The following is a 24,303-nucleotide window of genomic DNA, read 5'->3' on the forward strand; positions in this document are numbered from 1 at the left end:
ATGTCTCACGATCTGTTCGAAGCCGCCCGCGGCGCCATGGCCTTTGCCCATGCGCCCTATTCGAAATTCCCGGTCGGCGCGGCGATCCGCGCCGAAGACGGCAAGGTCTATACCGGCGCCAACATCGAAAATCTCTCCTTCCCGCAAGGATGGTGCGCCGAGCCGACGGCGATCGGCGCGATGATCATGGGCGGCGCGAAGAAGATCGTCGAAATGGCGGTCATTGCCGAGAAACTGCCGCTCTGCCCGCCCTGTGGCGGCTGCCGTCAGAAGATCTCCGAATTCGCCTCCAAGGAGACGAAGATCTACCTTTGCGATGAAGCGGGCGTCAAGAAGACCATGACGATGGAAGAGCTTCTTCCCTTCAGCTTCGAGACTGAACTCGGATGAAGGCGACGGTCAACCTGCTCGCGGCACTGCTCGGCGGGATCAAGCCGCGCCACGGCATCGTGCTCGGCTCCGGTCTCGGCTCTCTCGTCGGTGCGCTCGACGGCGCCGTTCGTGTTCCCTATCGCGACCTGCCGGGCTTTCCCGTTAGCGCCGTCTCCGGACATGCCGGCGAAGTCGTCGCCGGCCGCCTCGGCGGCGTGCCCGTTATCATGCTTTCCGGCCGCGTGCATTATTACGAGAAGGGCGATGCCAACGCTATGCGCCTGCCGATTGAGGTGCTGAAGGCGCTCGGCGTCGAAGCGCTGATTCTGACCAATTCGGCCGGATCGCTGCGCGACGACATGCCGCCCGGTTCGGTGATGCAGATCACCGATCACATCAACTATTCCGGCATGAACCCGCTGATCGGCGAGGAAAGCGATCACCGTTTCGTCGGCATGACCAATGCCTATGATTCAGGGCTTGCCGCAGCGATGCAGAGGGCAGCGGCAAAGCTTAAAATCGAGCTGGCGCAGGGTGTCTATATGTGGTTCTCCGGTCCAAGCTTTGAAACGCCGGCGGAAATCCGCATGGCGCGCATCCTTGGCGCCGATGCCGTTGGCATGTCGACGGTGCCCGAGGTCATCATCGCAAGAATGCTGGGCCTGAGGGTTGCAGCCGCCTCTGTTATCACCAACTATGGGGCAGGCATGACCGGCAATGAGCTCAGCCATGAAGAAACCAAGGACATGGCGCCCATCGGCGGCGCCCGTCTCGCCGCCATATTGAAAGACATGATTGCGGCTGGAACAGGATGATTTTAGGCCGGGTCGGCCTAAAATCTGAATCCTGTTCTACATTATATCGTGAGAGCATGATGTCGTCCGAAACCGCTCACACTTTTCGGCATCATGCTCGAGAGGAAGCGAAGATGAATAGCCATTCCAACCGGGAGACGGCGGCTGTCGCCCTTTCTCTTCTCGATCTTACCAATTTGAGGGATGATTGCACCGAGGCGCAGATCGACGCGCTCTGCGCCCGTGCGCAGACGCCCTACGGCAGCAGCGCTGCGATCTGCATCTGGCCGCGGTTCGTCGCTCAGGCCCGCAATATCCTTGGCACCGGGCACGCCGTGCGTATCGCGACCGTCGTCAACCTCCCTTCCGGCGATATGGAAGTCGCCGATGTCGCCGCTGAAGCCCGCGAGGCGATTGCCGATGGCGCCGATGAGATCGATCTAGTCATCCCCTACCGCAAGCTGCTGGCCGGCAACGAGAAGGCGGTGACCGATATGGTCAAGGCCGTGCGCGCCGAATGCGCTGGCCCCGTTCTTCTGAAGGTCATCATCGAGACTGGCGAGCTGAAGGATGCGGCATTGATCCGCCGTGCCTCCGAACTCGCCATCGAAGCCGGCGCCGATTTCATCAAGACCTCCACCGGCAAAGTCGCCGTCAACGCGACGCTCGAAGCCGCCGACATCATGATCCGCGCTATCCGCGAAAGCGGCCGCAAGGTCGGCTTCAAGCCGGCAGGCGGTATCGGCTCGGTGGCCGATGCCGCACTCTATCTGAGCCTTGCCGAAACCATCATGACACCGGACTGGGCGATGCCGTCGACGTTCCGCTTCGGCGCTTCCGACCTGCTCGACGATATCCTGGCGGTTCTAAGTGGAACACAGTCGGCACCGGCTGCAGCGTCGAGCTACTGAAATGATTCCGCAGGAGATCATTCGGCGTAAGCGCGATGGCGACGAACTCGCCGCCGCCGATATCAGCTCCTTCATCGCGGCACTCGCTGCCGGTCGATTGTCGGAAGGCCAGATCGGCGCATTCGCCATGGCCGTCTGGTTCAAGGGCATGTCGCGGGCCGAAATCGTGGCCTTGACGCTGGCGATGGCCGATTCCGGTGGCAGGCTGCAATGGGCCGATATCGACCGCCCGATCGCCGACAAGCATTCGACCGGCGGCGTCGGCGACAATGTTTCGCTGATGCTGGCGCCGATCGCCGCTGCCTGCGGCCTCGCCGTTCCGATGATCTCCGGGCGCGGCCTCGGCCATACCGGCGGCACGCTGGATAAGCTCGAATCCATTCCCGGCTATCTGATCACCCCGGATGCTGACCTGTTCCACAAGGTCGTGAAGGAGGCGGGATGCGCCATCATCGGCCAGACCGGCACCTTGGCGCCCGCCGACGGCAGGCTCTATGCCGTGCGCGACGTAACCGCCACGGTCGATTCCATTCCCCTCATCACCGCCTCGATCCTCTCGAAGAAACTTGCGGCGGGGCTCGAGACGCTGGTGCTCGACGTCAAGGTCGGCAATGGCGCCTTCATGGCCGATCGCGGCCAGGCGGAGATCCTCGCGCAGTCGCTGGTCGAGGTGGCCAATGGTGCAGGCGTGAAGACCTCGGCCCTGATCACCGACATGAACCAGCCGCTCGCCGACAGTGCCGGCAACGCGGTCGAGATGCGCAACTGCCTGGACTTCCTGGCAGGCAGGAAAAGAGACACGCGGCTTGATATCGTCGTCTTTGCCTTCGCCGCCGAGATGCTGGTGAAATCCGGTATCGCCGCTTCGCCTGATGAAGCTGAAGGAATGGCGCGGCGGGCCTTGTCGTCGGGAAAGGCGGCGGAAGTCTTCGCGCGTATGGTATCGATGCTCGGCGGCCCGGCCGATCTCATCGAAAATCCCGACCGATATCTAGTCAGGGCGCCTGTGGAAAAGCCTGTCCCGGCCGCCCGGTCCGGCTGGCTTGCCGCCTGCGATGCGCGCGGTATCGGCGTCAGTGTCATCGATCTCGGCGGCGGAAGACGCCATCCGGCGGCCCGGATCGATCATCGCGTCGGCTTTTCCGAACTCCTGCCGCTGGGCACCCGCGTCAATGCCGGCGAACCGATCGCGCTGGTTCACGCCGCCGACGACGCAGCGGCGGAGAGGGCGGCTGCGGCACTTGCCGAGCACTACCGCATTACCGAGGACAAGCCGGAGCTGACACCGGTGATTGCGGGCCTGATCTGACGCGGTTTACTGCTTGAGGCTGAGCGAACCGTCGGCGACGGAATAGGAGGCGAGCTTCTGCAGGAAACTCATGCCGACCAGCGCCGTCGTCAGCGCATTGTCCCTCAGGACGAAGGCTTCGACATCGCGCACGCGAATGCCGCCGATTTCGACCCGGTCGAGTGTCACATGCGCGGCCTTCGTCTGGCCGTTCGCAGTGTTCACCCCGTAACGGAAATCGAGTTGGTTGGCGGTGAAGCCCAGCCGGCGGGCCAGCGTCTCGTTGAGCGCCACATAGGTGGCGCCGGTATCGATCAGGCCCTGCACCGGCTTGCCGTTGATCTTGAAGCTGCCGGTATAGTGGCCCTGCGCATCGGCCTGCAGCCGGATCGCATTGCTGCCAGAGACGGGCGCGGGTACTGCGGCCTCATCGCTTTCGGTCGATACGTAATTGGCGGAGAGAGCGTCAGCAGGCTGCTGGCTGGTGCTTCCGAAGAAGGAAGGCACCTGTGTGGCGAGCACCGCGGCGATGCTGGCGAATAGGACGGTACGCACGAGCATGAAACAGAAATCCTTCCTGTATAAACCCGGCATCATGCAGGGCCTCATGCTTCAGGCTTCCTAAACCTCAAGTGCTGATAAGTTGCTAATATCGACGACAAAAGGCCCGGCTTGAACCACCGGGCCGCAAAGTCTTTCGATTTGGTAAAAGAAGGTTGTAATTACTTGGTGCCGTACATGCGGTCGCCGGCATCGCCGAGACCGGGCACGATATAGCCCTTCTCGTTGAGATGGCTATCGATCGACGCGGTGAAGACCGGAACATCGGGATGCGCGGCGCGAAAGTTGCGGATGCCTTCCGGGGCGGCAAGCAGGCAGAGGAAGCGGATATTGTGGGCGCCGCGTTCCTTGAGCTTGTCGATTGCCGCGATCGAGGAATTGCCGGTCGCAAGCATCGGGTCTACGACGATGATCAGCCGCTCGGCCACGTCCTCCGGCGCCTTGAAGTAATATTCGACCGGCTGCAGCGTCTCGTGGTCGCGGTAGACGCCGATATGCGAGACGCGGGCGGACGGCACGAGATCGAGCATGCCTTCGAGCAGTCCGTTGCCGGCGCGCAGGATCGAGGCGAAGACCAGCTTCTTGCCCTCGAGGATCGGCGATTCCATCGTCTGCAGCGGCGTCTCGATCGTTTCCATCGTCAGTTCGAGATCGCGGGTGACCTCGTAACAGAGCAGCGTCGAGATTTCGCGCAGCAAGCGCCGGAAACTTCCCGTCGATGTCTCCTTGCGCCGCATGATGGTGAGCTTGTGCTGCACAAGCGGATGATCGATGACTGTGACGCCGTCCATGGGGAAGCCTTTCATTCTTTCTATCGAATGTTTCTTTCACGGAAATCGGCCAGACCGCAAGAGTGGCGGCCAATCTTCCCCAGCCTCTCGCCCTCAAATTCGGGCGAGCAGGGCCTTGCGTGTCTCATCGTCGACGAAGGCGGCTTCGATCGCCGTGCGCGTCATGGCATCGATCTCGGCGTCGCTGAAACCGAAGGTCCCGGCGGCAAGTTCGTATTCCCGCTTGAGCGAAGTATGAAAGAAAGGCGGATCGTCCGAGCTGATCGTCACCCGGACGCCCGCGTCCTTCAGCCGGCGCAGCGGATGGGAGGCGAAATCCGGAAAGACCCCGAGGGCGATATTGGAGCCCGGGCAGATCTCGAGCACGGTGCCGAGATCGGCAAGCCGTTTGACCAGATCGACATCCTCGATGGCGCGCACCCCGTGGCCGATGCGCGAGGGGCGCACCGCATCGAGCGCATCGGCGACGCTGAAGGCGCCGCAGACCTCGCCGGCATGGATGGTCAGCCCGAGGCCGGCCTCGCGGGCGATATCGAAGGCGCGGGCATAATCGGCGACGCGCCCCATGCGCTCCTCGCCGGCAAGATTGAAGCCGGTAATCAGGGGATTGCCGGCCTTTGCAGCATATTCGGCAGCACCAATCACGCTCTCCGCACCGAAATGCCGCTCGCCGGTGACGATCAGCCGGGCCTCAATGCCGTTCTTTTCCCTGGCCCGCCGGATGCCTTCGCAGATACCGGATATATAGGCATCGGCGCCGAGCCCGATGCGCTTGCCGTGGTCGGGCGAAACGATGAGCTCGCTGTAGATCGTATCGATGGCGGCGAGTTCGTCGAGATAGGTTTCGGTCAGAAGCGCATAGTCCTCCTCGGTCTTGTAGACCTCGGAAACCTTGTCGTAACATTCGAGGAAGCTTGCGAAATCATGCCAGACATAGGCGCCGTCGCGAAGCTGTGCGCTGATGTCGACGCCATATTTCTGCGCCTGCGTTGCGGTCAGAGCCGGCGGTGCTGCACCCTCCAGATGGCAGTGCAGTTCGACCTTCTTCAAATGCGATGTCACAGAAAACTCCTTCCGTGCGGTCCGGCCGGGATGCCGAGATGCCGGGCGATGCTCTCGCCGATATCGGCATAGCTGCGGCGCACGCCGATCGAACGCGACCGGATGCCGGGGCCATAAGCGATGACAGGCACACGCTCGCGCGTATGGTCCGTGCCGCGCCAGGTCGGATCGCAGCCATGATCGGCGGTGAGCACGACGAGATCGCCGGGCTTCAGTTTCTTGTGGACTTCAGGCAAGCGCGCATCGAAGGCTTCGAGTGCGGCTGCATAACCCGGCACGTCGCGGCGATGACCGTAGATCATGTCGAAATCGACGAAATTGGTGAAAACGAGATCGCCGTCCTCAGCCTCGTCGATCGCCGCGAGCGACGCATCCATCAGCGCCTCGTTGCCGTTCGCCTTGACGACCCTGGAAATGCCCTGATGCGCGAATATATCGCCGATCTTTCCCACAGCATGCACATGCCGGCCATGCTCGATCAGCCGGTCGAGCAGCGTCGGCTCCGGCGGCAGCACGGAGAAGTCGCGCCGGTTTCCGGTGCGTTGGAAAGTAGAGGCGGACTGGCTAATAAAGGGTCGGGCGATGACACGGCCGATATTGTAGGGATCGAGCAGCCCCCGGGCCAAACGGCAGAAGGCGAGCAGACGATCGAGGCCGAAATGTACCTCGTGCGCCGCAACCTGAAAGACAGAATCCGAGGAGGTGTAGCAGATCGGCTTGCCGGTGCGGATATGGTCTTCGCCGAGCCGGGCGATGATCTCCGTTCCCGAAGCATGGCAGTTGCCGAGGATGCCGGGCACGTCAGCCTCCCTGCATAGCGCCTCGATGAATTCGGCAGGAAAGGCGTCGCCCTCTATCGGGAAATAACCCCAATCGAAACTGACCGGTGTTCCCGCGATTTCCCAATGACCCGACGGCGTATCCTTGCCGCGGGAGACTTCGGTGGCGGCGCCATAAATACCGTAGACCTTCTCCGGGACGGGCATGCCGGCCGGAAACCGGCCGGAGGCGGATCGCGCGATCTGCATCAGCCCGAGTTCCGACATGTTGGGCAGGGAAAGCGGCCCTTCGCGCAATCCGGCACGGTCTGCGGCTCCGGCTGCGCAGAACTCGGCGATATGGCCAAGCGTATCGGCGCCCTCGTCGCTATAGGCCGCCGCATCCGGCGCTCCGCCAATGCCGAAGGAATCCAGAACGAAAAGAAAGGCACGCGCCATTTAACACCCGAGAAAGCCGATCGCGGCCTCTGCAATATCGGAGGCGGCTGAGATCCAGCCATATAATGCTGCGGCCGGCTTGGCAAATTTACAGCGCCGCGCGTCTTTTCCAGACGCGCAAAGGACGCTGCAACACTTTGAATTTCCGCATAACTCCCCAATCGATTAGGATTAAGGGAGTTATGCAGAAGAGCGGGAAGTGCCGTCAGCAGTCGCCGCAGGGGATCGAGTCGCCTTGCCGCTGGCGGTAGAAATAACTGCGGCTGATGGTGATCGTGCGCATGCCGTCCGGCATGAAGTTCGGCGCAAACAGGAACATCGTATAGGGGATGCTGAGCTCAGTCCGGACCAGGAAACTGTTCGCCGTCTTCATATCGGACGGCACGTCGGCCACTGTCGCGTTCTTGGCATAGGGCACCGTCCCGTCTTGAGCCCAGGACCAGAGCACTTTCGCATTGGCGCCAGCGTCGATGCTAATCCCGGTGATCTTCATCGTCAGCGACGTCGTGTTGTAGGGCAGGAAGATTGCGTTTGCGACCGATGGCATTTGCGCAAGCGCACTCTTGGTGACGGATTGCTGCTGGGTGACGAGGTCGGCCACCGTTCCTGCGGCGCGTGTCACCCGCTTGCTGACGCTAAGGCCGACCGTAATCTCGAAAGCGCCGATATAGAGCATGACGAGCACGGGAAAGAGGATCGCGAATTCGATCGCTCCGGCGCCCATGCGGTCGCGGGCCAGCCGCCGCAGCGTCAGGACCAATCTGGTGAACGGGTTGCGCAACGCCATTATGGATACTGCTCGTTCTGGAAGGCCGCAGTCGCGACGATCAGATATTGCCTCGGCATCGAAGCGTCGGTGGGACGTATGGTGGTGATGTAAGGCCGGACCAGGTCCGCGGTGATTTCCCAGCGATAGTAAGCGCGCAGCATGTTGATCGTGCCGGCGCCGCCCGGCGCATATTTGAAGGCCGCCGTGTTGATGTCGGCATATTTGTCGGTGGAAACCTTGGGGATCGTCGTCGGAATGGCCGAAAAGGTGCTGAACGTCTGCACATCCAGGTAAAGCTTGCTCGGCGTGGCAACTTCGGTCGCCGAGCAGCGGATCAGGATCGAGATCTCATCGCAGAAAGCCTGGCGGAATTGCGCCTGGTTCATGTCGGTCGTGCGGCCAAGATTATAGGTGATCTGCCCGGTTCGCATCCGGCGGCTCATCGTATCGACGGCATTGGAGACGAGTTCCTCGGCGGCGAAGGCGACGAAAGTTTCCAGGATTGCGAAAATCACCAAGAAATAGGGAATGGCGAGCAGCGCGAATTCGATCGCCGCAGCACCCTCGCGTGAGCGGGCGAGAGCGCGAAACCGTAAGAAACGGAACGGCGCAAAAGCGCGCCCCTTATCCGTCTTCTGATCAATTACCGTCATTGCCTGGACCCGAGCGACATTTTCCAGTCGTCAGACTAAGGTCCGTTCGTTGATTTTCCGTTTCAACCTGACACGACGATTTTAACGAATGGTCGAGGAATTTGAAAAGAGAGCGTTAGGGTGAGCCGGCGGTCGCTTGCTGCGCATGCTGCTCGCAATTCGGCGTACAGGACAGCACGGAGCGCTGCGTCTGCCGGTAGACACGCACCGTATTGCCCTCGTCGATCGACACCAGGATGCGTTCGTCGAGGATCGCATTGCCGTCGGCATCGAGGAGGACCAGATTGGTGGTGCCGAAGCTGCGTCCTGTGAGCACGATGGTCTTGGCGTCGGCGACCGTCGCATCGGCGACTGCGGCATTGCCGACAATCACCTTGCTGACAGGGCGATCGAGCTTCAATACGCGCGCGTGATCCATATAGACGCGCAGCATGTCATCGTCTGCGGCCGCGGACACTCCCGAAATACCGAAAACGGCGATCATACCGGCAAAGAAAATGGTTTTGCCGCTCGATGACATTGGGTCCTCTTTCACGATCACAGCGCAATATCCGTATAGAATGGAAAAAAATGGTGAACGAAGCCTTAAGCTCACCACTCTGTTCTGGGATGAAGCGTAATGATCCGATTTGGTACGGCTTTAGGACGGCGCACGCCCCGGTTGGAAGCAGAATATGTGCTATTTCCGGATGAATGTAGCGGTTATTCCAGGAATATCGTTAAATATTGAGCGAAGCGCGTAAGAAAATACTGACTCTACAAAGGCCTGCTGTCTCGTTCACATGTCGTTAACTCTTTTCCTTAAGCCGATGGAAACGGCCCTTCGCTAGGTTGCAGTCATCCGATCAACGGCAAACAGTTGGCGGACGTGCTGAACATCAACTGGAGTTAGGAGTTACCATGACCAAGCTTTTTAGCCGTTTTCTGAAGGACGAATCCGGCGCGACCGCAATCGAATACGGCCTGATCGCCGCTCTCATTTCCGTAGCGCTCATCACCGGTGCAACGAGCCTCGGCACCAACATCGGCAACACGTTCACCGCCTTGAGCACCAAGATGAGCAACGCGGCCACTACGGCGGCCAAGTAACCTAAGCGTTCTCAGCGGCGTCGAATAATGCCGGCCAAATTCGCTTTGGCCGAATTATAGAGTGGGCTCACAGGCTGAACGGCCGTGAGCCTTTTCGCATAAAGTCACGATCGGGTATACGCATGATCGCAGCTGCAGTCTTCGTAATACTGCCACTCTGCCTTGCCATGGCGGCTTTCTCGGATCTGTTCACCATGACGATCCCGAACCGCATTTCCGTGATCCTGATCGCCTCTTTCCTCGTCCTCGCGCCGTTTTCCGGCTTGGGTTTGGAAATGATCGGCATGCATCTTACTGGCGCCGCCATTGTCTTCAGCGCCTGCTTTGCTCTCTTTGCATTCAATGTGATGGGCGGCGGCGACGCCAAGCTGTTGAGCGCCACGGCGCTCTGGTTCGGTCTGAATGAATCCCTGCTTTTCCTGATGATCGACGTCGCCATGATCGGTGGCCTCATCACCCTGCTGATCCTGCTCGTGAGAACGCAGTCCAATGCCATCCTCGCCATCGGTCTGCCGATACCGAACTCGGTCCTGCTCGCCAAGAAGATCCCCTACGGCATCGCGATCGCGATCGGCGGCTTCATGGCCTTCCCTTCCTCGCCGCTGTTCCTCGCCGCGCTTGAAGGCTTGAAATAGCGGCATTTTAAATGCCCGTTAACTTAAAATGTAAGCATTCCATTAACCATAATTATACCAATTGCTGAGCATTCTACAGGGCGAACATATCGTGCCCTGAGGAATGATCGATGAAACCGGCTCGCCTTATAATCCTAGCTGTCGCCGTGGTGGCAGCCGGCCTCGCCGGCCTCCTGGCAATGCAAATGGCGGGCAGTGGCGGTGTCGTTACCCAGGTCCGCTCGGTCGTCGAGAAGGAACCGACCGTCAACGTCCTCGTCTCGAGCGGCAATCTGTCGGTCGGCGCAAGGCTGGATGACCAGGCGGTGCATTGGATGGCCTGGCCGCAGGGCGGCGTCGTTCCCGGCCTCATCACCGAAACCGACAAGCCGGATGCGATCAAGGATCTGCAGGGCGCCGTCGTGCGTCTGCCGATCTTCGAAGGCGAACCGATCCGGCCGGAAAAGATCGCCGATTCCAGCAGCCGCATCCTCTCCTCGCTGTTGCCGGCCGGCAAGCGCGCCGTCGCGACCGAGATATCGGTGGCAACGGGCGCAGGCGGTTTCATCCTGCCGAATGATCGCGTCGACGTCATCATGGTCCGCAAGGGCGCTGAGGCCGACAAGCTCATCACCGAAACCGTGCTGAGCAATGTCCGCGTCCTCGCCATCGACCAGCAGATCCAGGAGAAGGACGACGGCTCGAAATCGGTGGTCGGTACAACCGCGACGCTCGAGCTCACGCCCGATCAAACGAAGGTTCTTGCCGTCGCCCAGCAGATGGCGGACCGGCTGTCGCTGGCGCTGCGCTCGGTCGCCGATGCGCAGGAGCAGGATACCAGCGCCGCCGACTATCTGCTGAGCGGCGACAACGGCAGTGCGATCATCCAGGTCATCAAATCGGGCGCCATCGTCACGGATGCGGGCGCCGCGCCGAAGGCGGAGTAAGGACGTGCAAATGGGCAATTCAACGCGGCGCGCCGGACCTCTCCTGACAGGTTGCCTTTCGCTGGCAATCGGCGCCTCTGGTATGGTGCCGGCCTCTTTCGCCCCACTCTTCGGTGCAGGCGAAGCGCGCGCCGATTCCGATAGCCTGGTCCGGATCTCGCAGACCGGCTCCAATGCCCATCGCCGGCTGAAGCTCGGGCTCAACAAGGCCGTCGTTGTCGATCTGCCGGAGGATGCGCATGATATCCTCGTCTCCGATCCGACCATGGCTGATGCCGTGACCCGCACCTCGCGGCGCATCTACCTGTTCGGCAAGAAGGTCGGCCAGACGAATATCTTCGTCTTCGGCGCCGGTGGACAGGAGATCGTCAATCTCGACATCGAGATCGAGCGCGACGTCTCCGGCCTCGAAGTCAATCTCCGCCGCTTCATTCCCGACTCCAACATCAACGTCGAAATCGTCTCCGACAACATCGTGCTGACCGGCACCGTGCGCACGCCGCAGGATGCCACACAGGCCGCCGATCTGGCACAGGTCTTCCTCAAGGGCGGCGAGGCGACGACCAGAACCGAAACGGCATCCGGCACCGGCGGCGACAGCTCTGTGGCGCTTTTTGCCGAAGGTCGCCAGAGTTCGCAGGTCGTCAACCTGCTGCAGATCGAGGGCGAGGACCAGGTCACCCTCAAGGTGACGATCGCCGAGGTCCGCCGCGAGGTGCTGAAGCAGCTCGGCTTCGACAATCTGGTTTCCAATTCTTCCGGCATGACGGTCGCTCAGCTCGGCAGTCCCAGCGCCGACAGCGCCGCGTCGACGGTCGGTGGCGGTCTGGCGGCGCTCTTCAAGAGCTCGATCGGCAAATACGACATTTCGACCTACCTCAACGCGCTGGAACAGGCCAAGGTCGTCAAGACGCTCGCAGAACCGACGCTGACGGCGATATCGGGCCAGGCCGCGACCTTCAATTCCGGTGGCCAGCAGCTTTATTCGACGACCGACAGCGACGGCAATGTCACCGTCGTACCGTTTAACTACGGTATCAGCCTCGCCTTCAAACCGGTCGTGCTGTCATCGGGCCGCATCAGCCTGCAGATCAAGACCAACGTCTCCGAACCGGTGGCCGGCAGCGGCAACGCCACCTATCAGCGCCGCTCGGCGGAAACCTCGGTGGAGCTGCCTTCGGGCGGCTCGATCGCGCTCGCCGGCCTTATCCGCGACAATGTTTCCCAGACGATGGGCGGCACGCCCGGTGTCTCGAAGATCCCGCTACTCGGGACGCTCTTCCGCCAGAAGGGTTTCGAGCGTCAGGAAACCGAGCTCGTCATCATCGCCACGCCCTATCTGGTGCGCCCGGTGGCGCGCAACCAGCTCAACCGGCCGGACGACAATTTCAGCCCTGAGAACGACGGTGCGACCTTCTTCCTCAACCGTGTCAACAAGGTCTATGGCCGCCGCGAGGCGCCCGTTGCAGACGCGCAGTTCCACGGCTCGATCGGGTTCATCTACAAATGAGCGGGGCACGATCGGCAGCAATGGCAGAAAACAGAGATCAGGCGATGGCCCATATGATTGCGACGACACCCCGCTTCGGAATCTCGAAGGCGTTTTTTGCGATGGCCGCCATGTCGATGGCAATCCTTTCCGGATGCGCCGGCCCGCATGACCAGCTGACGACCGGCGGCATTCCGGACGATTACCGCGCCCGCCACCCGATCATCGTCACGGAGGCGGAGCAGACGGTGGATATACCCGTCGCCTCCACCGATCGCCGCCTGACCATCGCCCAGCGCGACCTCATCCGCGGCTTTGCCACAAACTACATCTCGCGCGCCTCGGGGCCGGTTTATGTGCTGTCTCCGCAAGGCTCGCCGAATTCGGCGGCAGCCTATCAGCTGCGCAATCAGGTCCGTGCCGAGCTGACATCGAGGGGGATCGCAAGCTCGAAAATCGTCAACACCTCCTATGCCGCCGCCGGTCCCGGCGATGCGGCGCCGATCCGGCTGAGCTTTACCGGCACCACCGCGGTCACCACGCAATGCGGTCAGTGGCCGAAGGACATCTCGAACGATTTGACCAACCAGAATTATTATAATTTCGGCTGCGCCTCACAGAACAACCTTGCCGCCCAGATTGCCAATCCGGAGGATCTGGTGGCACCCCGCGGCATGACCCCGATCGACGCACAGCGGCGCAACAATGCCATCCAGGAATACCGCACGACGACATCGACAATCGAAGATGTCGGCAGCGACAGCAGCTTCTGAGGCGGAACGGGACGATGAGCGCGATCGAATACGAAATCAAAAACCCCAGCGAGCTTCGCAACGCCGAGGAGGCGGTGCGCATGGCGGATCTGGAAAACATGCGGCCGTTGCCGCGCATCTCCGTCCACGCCTTCTGCGAGAGCGAGGTCCTGCAGCATGTCATGGAACGCTGCGCCAATGATCGGCGCGTGGCGAAAGTCAGCATGCGCATCACCAGCGGCGGCATCGCCGCTGCCGCCAATATGTTTTCCAGCGCCCCGACGCCGAACCTCATCATCCTCGAGACCAAGGCGAATGCCGCGAACCTGCTCGGCGAACTCGCACCGCTCGCCGCCGTCTGCGATCCGACGACCAAGGTCGTCATTATCGGCTATTACAACGATATCGGGCTTTATCGCGAACTCATCCGCAACGGCATTTCCGAATATATGGTCCAGCCCGTCGCCATGCCCGATATCCTTGCGGCGATGGCCTCGATCTTCGTCGATCCGGAAGCCGAGCCGCTTGGCCGCAGCATCGCCTTCATCGGCTCGAAGGGCGGCACCGGCGCTTCGACCATCGCGCATAATTGCGCCTTCGGCATTTCCAATCTCTTCTCCACCGAGACGATCCTCGCCGATCTCGACCTGCCTTATGGCACGGCGAACATCGATTTCGACCAGGATCCGGCCCAGGGCATCGCTGAAGCGGTCTTCGCACCCGATCGTCTCGACGAGGTCTTCCTCGACCGCCTGTTGACGAAATGCTCCGAGCATCTGTCGCTGCTTGCCGCACCCTCGCTGCTCGACCGTGCCTATGATTTCGACGGCCAGGCCTTCCAGCCGGTGCTCGATGTTCTGCAGCGCAGCGCGCCCGTCACAGTGCTCGATGTCCCGCATGCATGGTCGGAATGGACGCGCTCGGTGCTGTCGAGCGTCGACGAGGTGGTCATCGCAGCGGTTCCCGATCTCGCCAACCTGCGCAATGCCAAGAATATGCTCGACGCGCTGCGCAAGATGCGGCCGAACGACCGGCCGCCGCATCTCATCCTCAATCAGGTCGGCATGCCGAAACGGCCGGAAATTTCGCCGTCGGATTTCTGTGAGCCGCTGGAGATCGATCCGATCGCGATCATTCCCTTCGACATCCATCTTTTCGGCAACGCCGCCAACAGTGGCCGGATGATCTCGGAAGTCGACCCGAAGTCGCCGACGGCGGAAACCTTTTCGCAGATATCGCACATCGTCACCGGCCGTGTCGCGATCAAGAAGGCGAGGAAGGGCGGCCTGCTGGGCCTCCTAAAGCGCAAGTAGACGATGAGCAATTCCAGCAAAAGCGGGAAGCGGCTTTGCGTCCGCAATTGCGTGAAAACGAACAGATAGAGTATTTCCATGACTCGGAGAGATCGGGAAATGCTCTAGAACGAGCAGATTGGATCGAGTGGCATGTTTGGAAAACGCGGAAATGAGGGTTCCGGAAAGGTCGGGGGGGCGATTGCTCCTCCGCCGCCGGCTCCGGCCGCCGCCCCTGCGGCCTCTTCCCCCTCCATTCTGGTCGAACCCTCGCGCGAGTCCGCACGCCAGCAGGTGACGCCGCCGCCGATGCAGACGCCGCAACGCAAGCGCCCGGCCCGCACCGATGAATATTACGACACCAAGGCGCAGGTCTTTTCCGCGCTGATCGACACGATCGATCTCTCGCAACTTTCCAAGCTCGACGGCGAAAGCGCCCGCGAGGAAATCCGCGACATCGTCAACGACATCATCACCATCAAGAACTTTGCGATGTCGATCTCCGAGCAGGAAGAACTGCTCGAGGATATCTGCAACGACGTCCTCGGCTACGGCCCGCTGGAGCCGTTGCTGGCGCGCGACGACATCGCCGACATCATGGTCAACGGCGCCGGTCAGACGTTCATCGAAGTCGGCGGCAAGACGATCGAATCGGAAATACGCTTCCGCGACAATGCACAGCTTCTCTCGATCTGTCAGCGCATCGTCAGCCAGGTCGGCCGCCGCGTCGACGAATCGAGCCCGATCTGCGACGCCCGCCTGCCGGATGGCTCGCGCGTCAACGTCATCGCGCCGCCGCTGTCGATCGACGGGCCGGCGCTCACCATCCGCAAGTTCAAGAAGGACAAGCTGACCCTCGATCAGCTCGTCCGTTTCGGCGCGATCACGCCGGAAGGTGCAACCGTGCTGCAGATCATCGGGCGCGTGCGCTGCAATGTCGTCATTTCAGGCGGCACCGGCTCGGGTAAAACCACGCTTCTGAACTGCCTCACCAACTATATCGACAGGGACGAACGCGTCATCACCTGCGAGGATACGGCCGAACTGCAACTGCAGCAGCCGCATGTCGTGCGTCTCGAAACGCGCCCGCCGAATATCGAAGGCGAGGGCGAGATCACCATGCGCGATCTCGTCAAGAACTGCCTGCGTATGCGTCCCGAGCGCATCATCGTCGGCGAAGTGCGCGGACCTGAAGTTTTCGACCTGCTGCAGGCGATGAACACCGGTCACGACGGTTCGATGGGCACCATCCACGCCAACACACCGCGCGAATGCCTGAGCCGTATTGAATCGATGATCGCCATGGGGGGCTTTACCCTGCCGGCAAAGACGGTGCGCGAGATCATTTCCAGCTCGGTCGACGTCGTCATTCAGGCGGCACGCCTTCGCGACGGTTCGCGCCGCATCACCCAGATCACCGAGGTGATCGGCATGGAAGGCGACGTCATCATCACCCAGGACTTGATGCGCTACGAGATCGATGGCGAGGATGCGAATGGCCGCCTGATCGGCCGGCACATGTCGACCGGCGTCGGCAAGCCGCATTTCTGGGATCGCGCCCGCTACTTCAACGAGGAAAAGCGTCTTGCCGCCGCCCTCGACGCGATGGAAGCGAAAACGAAGGAATAGGCGAGATGTTCGGGTTCGATCCGATAGTATTGGTAATCGTCGTCCTCGCCGCCGTCTCCGCGGCGGCGGTCGCCTATGCCCTGTTGTTTTCGAAGATCGAGGCCGACAAGAAATCGGCAAGCCGCATCAATCGCGTCAAATCGGCCGAAAGCGACCGGGTCAAGGTCAAGGCTGCCCGTGACCGGGTGCAAGAGCTGTCGAAGCGCCGTAAATCGGTGCAGGACAATCTGAAGGATCTGGAAAAGCGCCAGCACGAAAAGACCAAGAAGACCGTGTCGATGAAGGCGCGGCTGGTGCAGGCCGGCCTGACGATCACGGCGGCGAAATTCTATCTCATCAGCGCCGTCTTCGCCTCCATGCTGCTTCTCGTCGCCTTGGTCGTCGGCGCATCGTGGATGGTCATGGTCGGTATCGCCGTCGTCGCCGGTCTCGGCCTGCCGCGCTGGGTCGTTGGCTTCCTGATCAAGCGCCGCCAGACCAAGTTTTTGAACGAACTCCCCAATGCGCTTGACGTTATTACGCGCTCAATCAAATCGGGCCTGCCGCTCAACGATGCGATCCGCCTTATTGCCACCGAAGGCACCGAGCCTGTCAAGAGCGAGTTCCTGCGGGTGATCGAGGCGCAGCAGGTAGGCCTGAGTATCCCCGACGCCTGCGCGCGCATGACGATCCACATGCCGCTCCAGGAAGTCAACTTCTTCGCCATCGTCATCGCCATCCAGTCGCAGGCCGGCGGCAATCTGTCGGAAGCGATCGGCAACCTCTCCAAGGTGCTGCGTGAGCGCAGGAAGATGAAGGCCAAGGTCCAGGCGCTCTCGATGGAAGCCAAGGCGTCGGCCGTCATTATCGGGGCTCTGCCCTTCATCGTCGCGACGCTCGTCTACATGACGTCGCCGAACTACATGATGATCCTTTTCACCGATCCGCGCGGCCATTTCATCATGGGTGTCTCGGCGATCTGGATGTCGATCGGCATCTTCGTCATGCGCAACATGGTCAATTTTGACATCTAGCCGGAAGGACGCACCATGTCGCAGGATCTTGCCGCAACGCTGACCAATCCGAGCATGCTGATCGCCCTCTTCGTCGCGATTGCCGTCTTCGCCACTTTTTACACGATCGCCATTCCCTTTTTCGAGCGCGGCGATTTGAACAAGCGCATGAAGGCTGTTTCCACGGAGCGCGAGCAGATCCGTGCCCGCGAACGCGCCCGCATGAACACGGAAACCGGCGCCGGCAAGGCCTCGCTCAGGAACCAGAACAACCGCTCGGTCCGTCAGATCGTCGAGCGCTTCAACCTGCGCAAGGCGCTGGTCGACGAAAACACGGTCAACAAGCTGCGTGCCGCCGGCTTCCGATCGGAGAATGCGCTGAATACCTTCCTGGTGGCGCGTTTCCTGCTGCCTTTCCTGTTCCTGACGCTTGCCGCTGTCTGGGTCTTCGGCCTCGGCAATCTCGCCGAAAAGGGCACGCCGATCCGCCTCTTCGCCGTCATCGGCGTCGGTTATCTCGGCTTCTACGCGCCGAATATCTTCATCTCGAACCGCATGGGCAAGCGCCAGCACTCGATCAAGCGCGCCTGGCCGGATGCGCTGGACCTGATGCTGATCTGCGTTGAATCCGGCATCTCGATCGAGGCCGCGATGCGCCGTGTGTCGGAAGAGCTCGGCGAGCAGTCGCCGGCGCTTGCCGAGGAGATGGTGCTGACCACGGCCGAGCTTTCCTTCCTGCCGGATCGCCGTGCGGCGCTCGAAAATCTTGCCACGCGCACCCAGATCGAGCTGGTTCGATCGGTGACTCAGGCGCTGATCCAGGCCGATCGCTACGGTACGCCGGTTGCACAGGCGCTGCGCGTTCTTGCCCAGGAAGGACGCGACGAGCGCATGAACGAGGCGGAAAAAAAGGCTGCCGCCCTGCCGCCGAAGCTGACGGTGCCGATGATCCTGTTCTTCCTGCCGGTGCTGATCGCCGTCATTCTCGGTCCGGCCGGCATTCAGGTGGCAGACAAGTTCTGACGGTTGCGCCGGCGCCGGAAAGCGGATGCCGCTTTCGGCAGAAGACGATGTTGCCTCAAAGACCGTCGGCCGATCCGGAGCCTTCAAACATGCGTGACCAGCACCGGCATAGCTGGTAAACGGGACGGACGACCATCGGCAAGCGGATGCAACCGCAGTGCCCCTGGCGCGCGTTCAATCCAAAAGAGAGGTCTCCGATGTCTTCTGCGGGCATTTTCATCAGCATCTTGGCAGCCTTGGCGGTCGGCGCGATGAGCCCTGGGCCGAGCTTCGTCGTCGTCTCCAGGATCGCCATCTCGCGTTCCAGGCTGGATGGCCTTGCGGCCGCACTCGGCATGGGCGCCGGCGGTGTCGTTTTTGCCGTGCTGGCGCTTGCCGGGCTGACGGCGCTGCTGTCTCAGTTCGAATGGCTCTATGTCCTGCTAAAGATCGCAGGCGGCGCCTATCTCGTCTATATCGCCGTCAATATCTGGAGGAGTGCCGGTCAGCCGCTCGAAGTCTCTGACACCGTCAACGGCAACCGCGCGCTGAGATTGAGCTTCATGAATGCGCTGCTGACCCAGCTCAGCAACCCGAAGACCATCATCGTCTATGCCAGCCTCTTTGCGGCACTTCTGCCGAGGACGGTGCCGCTCGATCTCATCGTCGCGCTGCCGCTCGGCGTCTTTGCCGTGGAGGCGGGGTGGTATTCGATCGTGGCCTTCGCCTTTTCGGCCCGCCATCCGCGGCGCCTCTATCTTGCCGCCAAGGGCTGGATCGACCGGGCCGCTGGTGCCGTCATGGGCGGCCTGGGTTTGCGTCTCATTCTTTCAGGCCTGAGCGCCCGCTAAGATCAGGATCTGTCTGAAGGCGTAAGCCTTTCCGACGACATGATTCGGTCAGTTGGTGTTGCTGTCGCCTGCTGCTTGTGGCGTCTTGTCCTTGGCGGCGAGTTTCTGCCAGGAATTCTGCTGCGAGAGCATGCCTCTGAGATAGGCGACATTGGCATCGGCCTGCTGCGGCGAAAGTTCGCGCCGGGCTATCTGCTCGGCTTCCGGGAAACGCCCCTGTAGGCCGACGACCAGGGCAAGGTTCTGCCTGACGCGGCTGTCGGCAGTCGGCTGGCTGGCGGCGGAACGCAGGTAGGTTTCGGCCGTGCGCAGATCGCCGGTCAGCACGTAGGACATGCCGAGGTTGGAAAGGATGGAGGGCTCGTTCGGCTGGATGTCGAGCGCGTCGCGGTAGCGCTGCCGGGCATCACTTGCCCGGCCCATCTGGTCGAGGATCGCGCCCTGGGCGGAGATCAGCTTCCAGTCAGGACGGTCGGGCGTCTGGGCGCGGCCGATCGTGTCGAGCGCCTGCTGAAACTGGCCGGCCGCCGCCTGCGCCTTGCCGTAGGCGGCCAGCACGTTGCGGTCGGCGGGATTGGCGATCGCCACCTGCTGCATGACTGCGAGCGCCTGCGTGTCGCGACCGTTCATGCGCAGCAGATTGGCGTAGTTGACGCCGGTGACGGGATCGCGCGGGTTCTTTTCATAGGCCTGGCCGAGCCGGTCCGTCGCTGAGCGCAGCTCGATCGCGTCCATCTCTTCGACCGGCTTGGTGAGTTTCGGGACCGAGCCCGTTGTCATCCGGTCCTTGGTCGTCGAGCAACCGGCGAGTGCCAGGACGAGCAGCGATGCCGCAGCGCCCTGCAGGATACGATTCGTGAATGTGGTGGTGAGCGAGGCAGGCATGGCGCGTTCCTGGATTCCGAAATCGGCGCCTGACCTCGAAGCGGAACAGGGAAAGGTTTGACGCGTAATCTTCGCTCCAGCAATAGTCTGTTAACCCTAACAGACCGTTAAGGAACGATTCCTTGCGACCGCCGAAGGACAATCATGGCCCCCTATCAGTTTATCGAGAGACCGACTCCTTTCAACACGAAGGGCGGTTCGACGCTGCCGATCTTTGCCGTTACGCCTGCCCATATCGAGACCGGCACGATCGATCCGATCGCACTCAATTGGGCGCGCAGGGCAGGCTACAAGGCCGAAAGCGGGTCGCTGCTGCTGATCCCGACGGCCGAAGGCCATCTCGGCGGCGCGCTTTACGGCCTCGGCACCAATCCATCCGAGCAGCCTTACATCACCGGCAGGCTCGCCCGTGCGCTGCCGGCCGGCGACTGGCACATCGAGACCGCGCCGCTGACGGCAAATCGCCTGGCCCTCGGCTTTGGGCTCGGCAGCTACCGTTTCGACCGTTACAAATCCGAAAAGTCGCCGGCGGCGACGCTGATGATCCCCCGCGATGCCGACGCAGCCGATATCAAGCGCCAGCTTGCCGGCGTCTTTCTCGCCCGCGATCTGATCAATACACCGACGAACGACATGGGGCCGAACCAGCTCGAGGCCGTTTTCCGTGGCCTGGCCGAACATTACAAGGCTGAGATATCGGTTATATCGGGCGACGACCTGCTCAAGCAGAACTTTCCGCTGGTCCATACCGTCGGCCGCGCCAGCGCCGATGCGCCGCGCCTGCTTGAGCTGCGCTGGGGCAAGAAGGGTCATCGCAAGGTGACGCTCGTCGGCAAGGGTGTCTGCTTCGATACCGGCGGTCTCGACATCAAGCCTGCCGCCTCGATGCTGCTGATGAAGAAAGACATGGGCGGCGCGGCGAATGTCATGGGGCTTGCCCTGATGATCATGGACGCCAAGCTGAAGGTCGATCTGCGCGTTATCGTTCCGGTCGTCGAAAACGCGATCTCGTCCAATGCCTTCCGCCCCGGCGACATCTACCGGAGCCGCAAGGGCCTGACCGTCCAGATCGACAATACCGACGCTGAAGGCCGGTTGATCCTTGCCGATGCGCTTGCCTATGCCGACGAGGAAGAGCCCGAGCTCTTGATCGACATGGCGACGCTGACCGGCGCTGCCCGCGTTGCGCTTGGCCCGGATCTCCCGCCCTTCTTCACCGACGACGCCAATCTGGCGCATGACCTGACCGAAGCAAGCCTGGAAACCGATGATCCGCTCTGGCGCCTACCGCTCTATTCCGGCTACGAAAAGGATATCCGCACCAAATTCGCCGATCTCACCAATGCGCCGGCCGGTGGCATGGCGGGGGCGATCACCGCGGCCCTCTTCCTCAAGCGTTTCGTCAGCAAGGCGAAGAGCTGGGTGCATTTCGATATTTTCGGCTGGGCTCCGTCCGAACGGCCGCATTCGCCGGGCGGCGGCGAGGCACAGGCGATCCGCGCACTCTTTCACCATATCCGCGAGAGCCTGCGCTGACGCCATCCGCAGAAAAGCGTTGAGGCGCGCCGCGTGTTCACGCGTTGCGCCTCGCTGCCGATCGTTAAAATTTTATTCACCTTGCCGGACAGCAATTTCCAGCGCCTCTTGCATGTCCACAGCAACTGCCGGAAAATGGAACGTTAGCGTAACGATCTTCCGGAGGGGCCGTGCCGATCGAACTGACCGCCTCGCAGGCGCTGGGGCTCTGGCATGGCGCGGCGCTCGATCAGGTCCGCCACGATGACCGCGATTTGACGTTGCGTCAGATGGCGATCCTGCTGCATATTTATCTGGTGCCGCCGCCGCACACGGTGCGCGGGCTTGCCGCCACGCTTGATGTCACCAAGCCGGTCATTACCCGCGCCTTGGATACGATGGGTGAGATGGGCCTGGTCGATCGTGTGCGTGACGATGCCGACCGGCGCAACGTGATCATCAAGCGCACCGTCGGCGGTGCGCTCTACCTGGAAAAGCTCGGCGATCTCATCCGAGATCAGGCTCGCCGGCTGCCGATCTGAAAGGAATGCGAATGACGATGCTCGACCGCCGCCTGCATGCTTACAGGTCTGATCTCGCGGAAGCGGGGCTCGAAGGCAAGGTTGAGGCGTCACGTTTTACGGAAGGCGCGCCGGCGCGTGTCGCCGTTCCTGTCCTGGCCGTGCGCCCTGAACCGGACCTTGCCCGCGGAATCGATACGGAACTGCTTCTCGGCGAGGATGTGACGGTTTTCGATCGCGCCGGCGGCTGGTGCTGGGTGAAAGCCGCTTCGGACGGGTATGTCGGCTATGTCAAGGCAGACGCGCTCTTGGAAGGCCGGCCGGCGCCGACCCATATCGTCACCGTGCAGCGCACCTTCCTCTATCCGGAACCGGAACTGCGCAAGCCCCACCAGGCCATCCTGTCGATGGGAAGCCGCGTCCACGTCGCCAGCGAGGCGGAGGCGCGCGGCAATCGCTATGTCGTGCTCGAGGACGGAACTGCGATATTCGCCAAGCACGTCCAGCCGATCGGCGCGCTCGATGGCGCCGATTATGTGGAGATCGTCGCCCGTTTCCTGGAAACGCCCTATCTTTGGGGCGGGCGTTCCGGCCTCGGCATCGATTGCTCCGGCCTCGTCCAGTTGGCGATGCTGATGACGGGCAGAGCTGCGCCGCGCGATACCGACCTGCAGGCGGCCGGCCTCGGCCAGCCGATCGATCGCTCCGAAATCCGCCGTGGCGACCTGGTCTTCTGGAAGGGCCATGTCGCCGTCTTCGAAGATCCGGAAACCATCCTCCACGCCAACGGTCATAGTATGACGGTGGCGCGCGAGAATTTCGAGGCCGCGGTCGAGCGCATCGGCTGGCTCTACGAGCAACCGACCGGCTATCGCCGCCCGATCAGCTGATCAGCCGATCGGAGGCTGCGGCCAGGATCTCACTCCGCCCGTCCAGTCCTCGAAGGCTTTCGACAGTCTCAGCACCCGCATATCGTCGAAGCGCGGCCCGACGATCTGCAACCCGATCGGCATGCCCGATCGGGAGAAACCGCAATTGATCGAGGCGGCCGGCTGCTCCGACATGTTCCACGGCACCGTGAAACCGATATGCTCGAACGGCAGTGCCGGATCATTGGTCGGAGATGCCCATTCGGCCGGATAGGAGATGATCGGATTGGTCGGCGAAAGCAGGGCGTCGACCTCGGTAAACAGCCGTCCGCAGCTCTTGCGCATCTCGATCGTCTGATTGAAGCCCTTGACCGCATCGACGCCGCTGATGTCGGCGCCGCCCATCGCCCAATCCCTGATATAGGGCAGGATGCTGTCGCGCCTGTTGTCGTCGAGATCCGCGATATCGCCCCAGAACCGGGACCGCCAGAAATTGTCGAGGCCATCCAGCATCGCGCGCGTCAGCACCGGCTGGACCGATAGAATGGTCGCGCCGGCCGCCTCGAATTGTTTCGCCGCCGCTTCCACCGCGGCCCTGATCTCGTCGTCCACCGCAAGGCCGCAGCCGGCATCGAGCATCAACCCGATCTTCATGCCCGACAGGTCGATGTCGAGATCCATCCAGTCGAAATCGTTCGGCGGCAGGCTGGTGCCATCGCGCCAATCCGGCCGTGACAGCGTCGCCATCGAAAAGGCCGCATCCTCGACGGTGCGCGCCATCGGCCCGACGCAGCGCCCGACATAATAGGGATCGGCCGGAATGCGTCCATGGCTCGGTTTGAAGCCGAAGATGCCGGTCCAGCCGGCGGGAAGGCGCACCGAACCGCCGATATCGGTGCCGATATGCAGTGGTCCGTAGCCGGCCGCCGCCGCTGCGGAAGCCCCGGCACTCGATCCGCCGGGATTCTGCGTGGTGTTCCAGGGATTGCGGCTGAGAGGATGAAAGCTCGAAAGCCCGGAGGAAAGCATGCCGTAATCGGGGCAGGTGGTCTTGGCGAAGATCACCGCGCCATCTTCCCGCAGCCGGGCGGCGGCCGGCGCATCGGCGTCCGCGGGCCTCAGTTCCACCGCCCTCGTGCCTGATGGCACCGGCTGGCCCTTCGTGGCGATCAGTTCCTTCAGCGTCACCGGGATGCCGTCGAGGGAGCCAAGCGTTTCTCCCTTCGCCCAGCGCTCCGTCGACGCTTTCGCCTGCGCGCGCGCCGATTCCGGATCGTAGAGGTAGAGTGCCGAAATCGACGGCTCCCAGGCTGCTATATGATCCTCGAGAGACAGCCAGTATTCCAGGGGGGAGAGGCTTTTATCGGCGAAGCGTTGCCTGAGTTCGCGGATGGTAAGGTCGGTTTCGGTCATGGCATGGTCTTTCGGGCTCTTCGTC

Annotated in this window: 26 protein-coding genes; 17 read left to right on the plus strand and 9 right to left on the minus strand. The window is 61.9% G+C overall.

Annotated features, from left to right (window positions below; genetic code table 11):
* The 4 genes from AC244Q_RS23170 to deoA all read left to right on the plus strand — a co-directional run bounded on the left by AC244Q_RS23170 (position 1) and on the right by deoA (position 3,386).
* The gene (locus AC244Q_RS23170; protein WP_003544464.1) at positions 1-390 is read left to right on the plus strand and encodes a cytidine deaminase; all 390 of its coding nucleotides are present in this window, start codon (positions 1-3) and stop codon (positions 388-390) included.
* A complete protein-coding gene (locus AC244Q_RS23175; RefSeq protein WP_113546581.1) occupies positions 387-1,187 on the plus strand; it encodes a purine-nucleoside phosphorylase in 801 nt (266 codons plus the stop codon). Before AC244Q_RS23170 ends, AC244Q_RS23175 begins: the two co-directional genes overlap by 4 nt.
* Positions 1,188-1,300: 113 nt before the next feature.
* A complete protein-coding gene (gene deoC / locus AC244Q_RS23180; RefSeq protein WP_113546580.1) occupies positions 1,301-2,077 on the plus strand; it encodes a deoxyribose-phosphate aldolase in 777 nt (258 codons plus the stop codon).
* Position 2,078: 1 nt separating this feature from the next.
* Positions 2,079-3,386 carry a thymidine phosphorylase gene (gene deoA, locus AC244Q_RS23185; protein ID WP_128407895.1) on the plus strand — a complete coding sequence of 436 codons (1,308 nt, stop codon included), beginning with the start codon at positions 2,079-2,081 and terminating at the stop codon, positions 3,384-3,386.
* Between the two features lie 6 nt (positions 3,387-3,392).
* Here the strand turns inward: deoA and AC244Q_RS23190 are convergent, their stop codons facing one another.
* The 7 genes from AC244Q_RS23190 to AC244Q_RS23220 all read right to left on the minus strand — a co-directional run bounded on the left by AC244Q_RS23190 (position 3,393) and on the right by AC244Q_RS23220 (position 8,938).
* Entirely contained in the window at positions 3,393-3,962 is a 570-nt protein-coding gene (locus AC244Q_RS23190; protein WP_113546578.1) for a TIGR02281 family clan AA aspartic protease, read from the minus strand.
* Between the two features lie 125 nt (positions 3,963-4,087).
* Positions 4,088-4,717 carry a uracil phosphoribosyltransferase gene (upp, locus tag AC244Q_RS23195; RefSeq protein ID WP_012759721.1) on the minus strand — a complete coding sequence of 210 codons (630 nt, stop codon included), beginning with the start codon at positions 4,715-4,717 and terminating at the stop codon, positions 4,088-4,090.
* Positions 4,718-4,810: 93 nt separating this feature from the next.
* Positions 4,811-5,779, minus strand: a complete 969-nt coding sequence (locus tag AC244Q_RS23200; RefSeq protein WP_128407008.1) for an adenosine deaminase — start codon at positions 5,777-5,779, stop codon at positions 4,811-4,813.
* Positions 5,776-6,996, minus strand: a complete 1,221-nt coding sequence (locus AC244Q_RS23205; protein ID WP_128407007.1) for a phosphopentomutase — start codon at positions 6,994-6,996, stop codon at positions 5,776-5,778. The genes AC244Q_RS23200 and AC244Q_RS23205 overlap by 4 nt, the downstream gene beginning before the upstream one ends.
* Before the next feature lie 205 nt (positions 6,997-7,201).
* A complete protein-coding gene (locus AC244Q_RS23210) occupies positions 7,202-7,783 on the minus strand; it encodes a TadE/TadG family type IV pilus assembly protein (protein WP_128407006.1) in 582 nt (193 codons plus the stop codon).
* Positions 7,783-8,418, minus strand: coding sequence for a TadE/TadG family type IV pilus assembly protein (locus AC244Q_RS23215; RefSeq protein ID WP_113546574.1), 636 nt, complete (start codon positions 8,416-8,418; stop codon positions 7,783-7,785). The genes AC244Q_RS23210 and AC244Q_RS23215 overlap by 1 nt, the downstream gene beginning before the upstream one ends.
* A gap of 115 nt (positions 8,419-8,533) precedes the next feature.
* Entirely contained in the window at positions 8,534-8,938 is a 405-nt protein-coding gene (locus AC244Q_RS23220) for a pilus assembly protein N-terminal domain-containing protein (RefSeq protein WP_064653455.1), read from the minus strand.
* 380 nt (positions 8,939-9,318) lie between these two features.
* Between AC244Q_RS23220 and AC244Q_RS23225 the strand changes: the two genes are divergently transcribed.
* The 10 genes from AC244Q_RS23225 to AC244Q_RS23270 all read left to right on the plus strand — a co-directional run bounded on the left by AC244Q_RS23225 (position 9,319) and on the right by AC244Q_RS23270 (position 19,075).
* Entirely contained in the window at positions 9,319-9,507 is a 189-nt protein-coding gene (locus tag AC244Q_RS23225; protein ID WP_062943054.1) for a Flp family type IVb pilin, read from the plus strand.
* Between the two features lie 122 nt (positions 9,508-9,629).
* Positions 9,630-10,142: an A24 family peptidase gene (locus tag AC244Q_RS23230; RefSeq protein ID WP_113546573.1), complete on the plus strand. Its 513-nt coding sequence runs from the start codon at positions 9,630-9,632 to the stop codon at positions 10,140-10,142.
* 110 nt (positions 10,143-10,252) lie between these two features.
* Positions 10,253-11,068 carry a Flp pilus assembly protein CpaB gene (cpaB, locus tag AC244Q_RS23235; protein ID WP_113546572.1) on the plus strand — a complete coding sequence of 272 codons (816 nt, stop codon included), beginning with the start codon at positions 10,253-10,255 and terminating at the stop codon, positions 11,066-11,068.
* A gap of 10 nt (positions 11,069-11,078) precedes the next feature.
* Complete coding sequence (locus AC244Q_RS23240) at positions 11,079-12,578, plus strand: type II and III secretion system protein family protein (RefSeq protein ID WP_012759729.1); 1,500 nt, start codon at positions 11,079-11,081, stop codon at positions 12,576-12,578.
* Complete coding sequence (locus AC244Q_RS23245) at positions 12,575-13,330, plus strand: CpaD family pilus assembly protein (RefSeq protein ID WP_080518567.1); 756 nt, start codon at positions 12,575-12,577, stop codon at positions 13,328-13,330. The genes AC244Q_RS23240 and AC244Q_RS23245 overlap by 4 nt, the downstream gene beginning before the upstream one ends.
* Before the next feature lie 14 nt (positions 13,331-13,344).
* On the plus strand, positions 13,345-14,622 hold the full coding sequence (locus AC244Q_RS23250) for a CpaE/TadZ family protein (protein ID WP_113546571.1): 1,278 nt from the start codon (positions 13,345-13,347) through the stop codon (positions 14,620-14,622).
* Positions 14,623-14,754: 132 nt separating this feature from the next.
* Positions 14,755-16,230, plus strand: a complete 1,476-nt coding sequence (locus AC244Q_RS23255; protein ID WP_012759732.1) for a TadA family conjugal transfer-associated ATPase — start codon at positions 14,755-14,757, stop codon at positions 16,228-16,230.
* A gap of 5 nt (positions 16,231-16,235) precedes the next feature.
* Entirely contained in the window at positions 16,236-17,243 is a 1,008-nt protein-coding gene (locus AC244Q_RS23260; protein WP_113546570.1) for a type II secretion system F family protein, read from the plus strand.
* Between the two features lie 15 nt (positions 17,244-17,258).
* Positions 17,259-18,245: a type II secretion system F family protein gene (locus AC244Q_RS23265; protein ID WP_012759734.1), complete on the plus strand. Its 987-nt coding sequence runs from the start codon at positions 17,259-17,261 to the stop codon at positions 18,243-18,245.
* 197 nt (positions 18,246-18,442) lie between these two features.
* Positions 18,443-19,075 carry a LysE family translocator gene (locus AC244Q_RS23270; protein ID WP_012759735.1) on the plus strand — a complete coding sequence of 211 codons (633 nt, stop codon included), beginning with the start codon at positions 18,443-18,445 and terminating at the stop codon, positions 19,073-19,075.
* 48 nt (positions 19,076-19,123) lie between these two features.
* Here the strand turns inward: AC244Q_RS23270 and AC244Q_RS23275 are convergent, their stop codons facing one another.
* Positions 19,124-19,960 (minus strand): tetratricopeptide repeat protein, encoded by an 837-nt coding sequence (locus tag AC244Q_RS23275; protein WP_012759736.1) that lies wholly within the window; start codon positions 19,958-19,960, stop codon positions 19,124-19,126.
* A 144-nt stretch (positions 19,961-20,104) separates the two neighbouring features.
* Between AC244Q_RS23275 and AC244Q_RS23280 the strand changes: the two genes are divergently transcribed.
* The 3 genes from AC244Q_RS23280 (at position 20,105) to AC244Q_RS23290 (ending at position 22,886) form a co-directional block, all read left to right on the plus strand.
* Entirely contained in the window at positions 20,105-21,496 is a 1,392-nt protein-coding gene (locus AC244Q_RS23280; RefSeq protein ID WP_012759737.1) for a leucyl aminopeptidase, read from the plus strand.
* Between the two features lie 170 nt (positions 21,497-21,666).
* The gene (locus AC244Q_RS23285; protein WP_003544522.1) at positions 21,667-22,017 is read left to right on the plus strand and encodes a MarR family transcriptional regulator; all 351 of its coding nucleotides are present in this window, start codon (positions 21,667-21,669) and stop codon (positions 22,015-22,017) included.
* Between the two features lie 11 nt (positions 22,018-22,028).
* Positions 22,029-22,886: a C40 family peptidase gene (locus AC244Q_RS23290; protein ID WP_012759739.1), complete on the plus strand. Its 858-nt coding sequence runs from the start codon at positions 22,029-22,031 to the stop codon at positions 22,884-22,886.
* Here AC244Q_RS23290 and AC244Q_RS23295 read toward each other — a convergent pair whose 3' ends face one another.
* Positions 22,887-24,278: an amidase gene (locus AC244Q_RS23295; RefSeq protein ID WP_012759740.1), complete on the minus strand. Its 1,392-nt coding sequence runs from the start codon at positions 24,276-24,278 to the stop codon at positions 22,887-22,889.
* Positions 24,279-24,303 lie beyond the last annotated feature (25 nt).

The sequence above is a fragment of the Rhizobium sp. CB2179 genome (genome assembly GCF_057653455.1).

Coding starts and splice junctions, on each gene's coding strand:
- AC244Q_RS23170 (WP_003544464.1), top strand. CDS start 1: ATGTCTCACGATCTGTTCGAAGCCGCCCGCGGCGCCATGGCCTTTGCC.
- AC244Q_RS23175 (WP_113546581.1), top strand. CDS start 387: ATGAAGGCGACGGTCAACCTGCTCGCGGCACTGCTCGGCGGGATCAAG.
- deoC (WP_113546580.1), top strand. CDS start 1,301: ATGAATAGCCATTCCAACCGGGAGACGGCGGCTGTCGCCCTTTCTCTT.
- deoA (WP_128407895.1), top strand. CDS start 2,079: ATGATTCCGCAGGAGATCATTCGGCGTAAGCGCGATGGCGACGAACTC.
- AC244Q_RS23190 (WP_113546578.1), bottom strand. CDS start 3,962: ATGATGCCGGGTTTATACAGGAAGGATTTCTGTTTCATGCTCGTGCGT.
- upp (WP_012759721.1), bottom strand. CDS start 4,717: ATGGACGGCGTCACAGTCATCGATCATCCGCTTGTGCAGCACAAGCTC.
- AC244Q_RS23205 (WP_128407007.1), bottom strand. CDS start 6,996: ATGGCGCGTGCCTTTCTTTTCGTTCTGGATTCCTTCGGCATTGGCGGA.
- AC244Q_RS23210 (WP_128407006.1), bottom strand. CDS start 7,783: ATGGCGTTGCGCAACCCGTTCACCAGATTGGTCCTGACGCTGCGGCGG.
- AC244Q_RS23215 (WP_113546574.1), bottom strand. CDS start 8,418: ATGACGGTAATTGATCAGAAGACGGATAAGGGGCGCGCTTTTGCGCCG.
- AC244Q_RS23220 (WP_064653455.1), bottom strand. CDS start 8,938: ATGTCATCGAGCGGCAAAACCATTTTCTTTGCCGGTATGATCGCCGTT.
- AC244Q_RS23225 (WP_062943054.1), top strand. CDS start 9,319: ATGACCAAGCTTTTTAGCCGTTTTCTGAAGGACGAATCCGGCGCGACC.
- AC244Q_RS23230 (WP_113546573.1), top strand. CDS start 9,630: ATGATCGCAGCTGCAGTCTTCGTAATACTGCCACTCTGCCTTGCCATG.
- cpaB (WP_113546572.1), top strand. CDS start 10,253: ATGAAACCGGCTCGCCTTATAATCCTAGCTGTCGCCGTGGTGGCAGCC.
- AC244Q_RS23240 (WP_012759729.1), top strand. CDS start 11,079: ATGGGCAATTCAACGCGGCGCGCCGGACCTCTCCTGACAGGTTGCCTT.
- AC244Q_RS23245 (WP_080518567.1), top strand. CDS start 12,575: ATGAGCGGGGCACGATCGGCAGCAATGGCAGAAAACAGAGATCAGGCG.
- AC244Q_RS23250 (WP_113546571.1), top strand. CDS start 13,345: ATGAGCGCGATCGAATACGAAATCAAAAACCCCAGCGAGCTTCGCAAC.
- AC244Q_RS23255 (WP_012759732.1), top strand. CDS start 14,755: ATGTTTGGAAAACGCGGAAATGAGGGTTCCGGAAAGGTCGGGGGGGCG.
- AC244Q_RS23260 (WP_113546570.1), top strand. CDS start 16,236: ATGTTCGGGTTCGATCCGATAGTATTGGTAATCGTCGTCCTCGCCGCC.
- AC244Q_RS23265 (WP_012759734.1), top strand. CDS start 17,259: ATGTCGCAGGATCTTGCCGCAACGCTGACCAATCCGAGCATGCTGATC.
- AC244Q_RS23270 (WP_012759735.1), top strand. CDS start 18,443: ATGTCTTCTGCGGGCATTTTCATCAGCATCTTGGCAGCCTTGGCGGTC.
- AC244Q_RS23275 (WP_012759736.1), bottom strand. CDS start 19,960: ATGCCTGCCTCGCTCACCACCACATTCACGAATCGTATCCTGCAGGGC.
- AC244Q_RS23280 (WP_012759737.1), top strand. CDS start 20,105: ATGGCCCCCTATCAGTTTATCGAGAGACCGACTCCTTTCAACACGAAG.
- AC244Q_RS23290 (WP_012759739.1), top strand. CDS start 22,029: ATGACGATGCTCGACCGCCGCCTGCATGCTTACAGGTCTGATCTCGCG.
- AC244Q_RS23295 (WP_012759740.1), bottom strand. CDS start 24,278: ATGACCGAAACCGACCTTACCATCCGCGAACTCAGGCAACGCTTCGCC.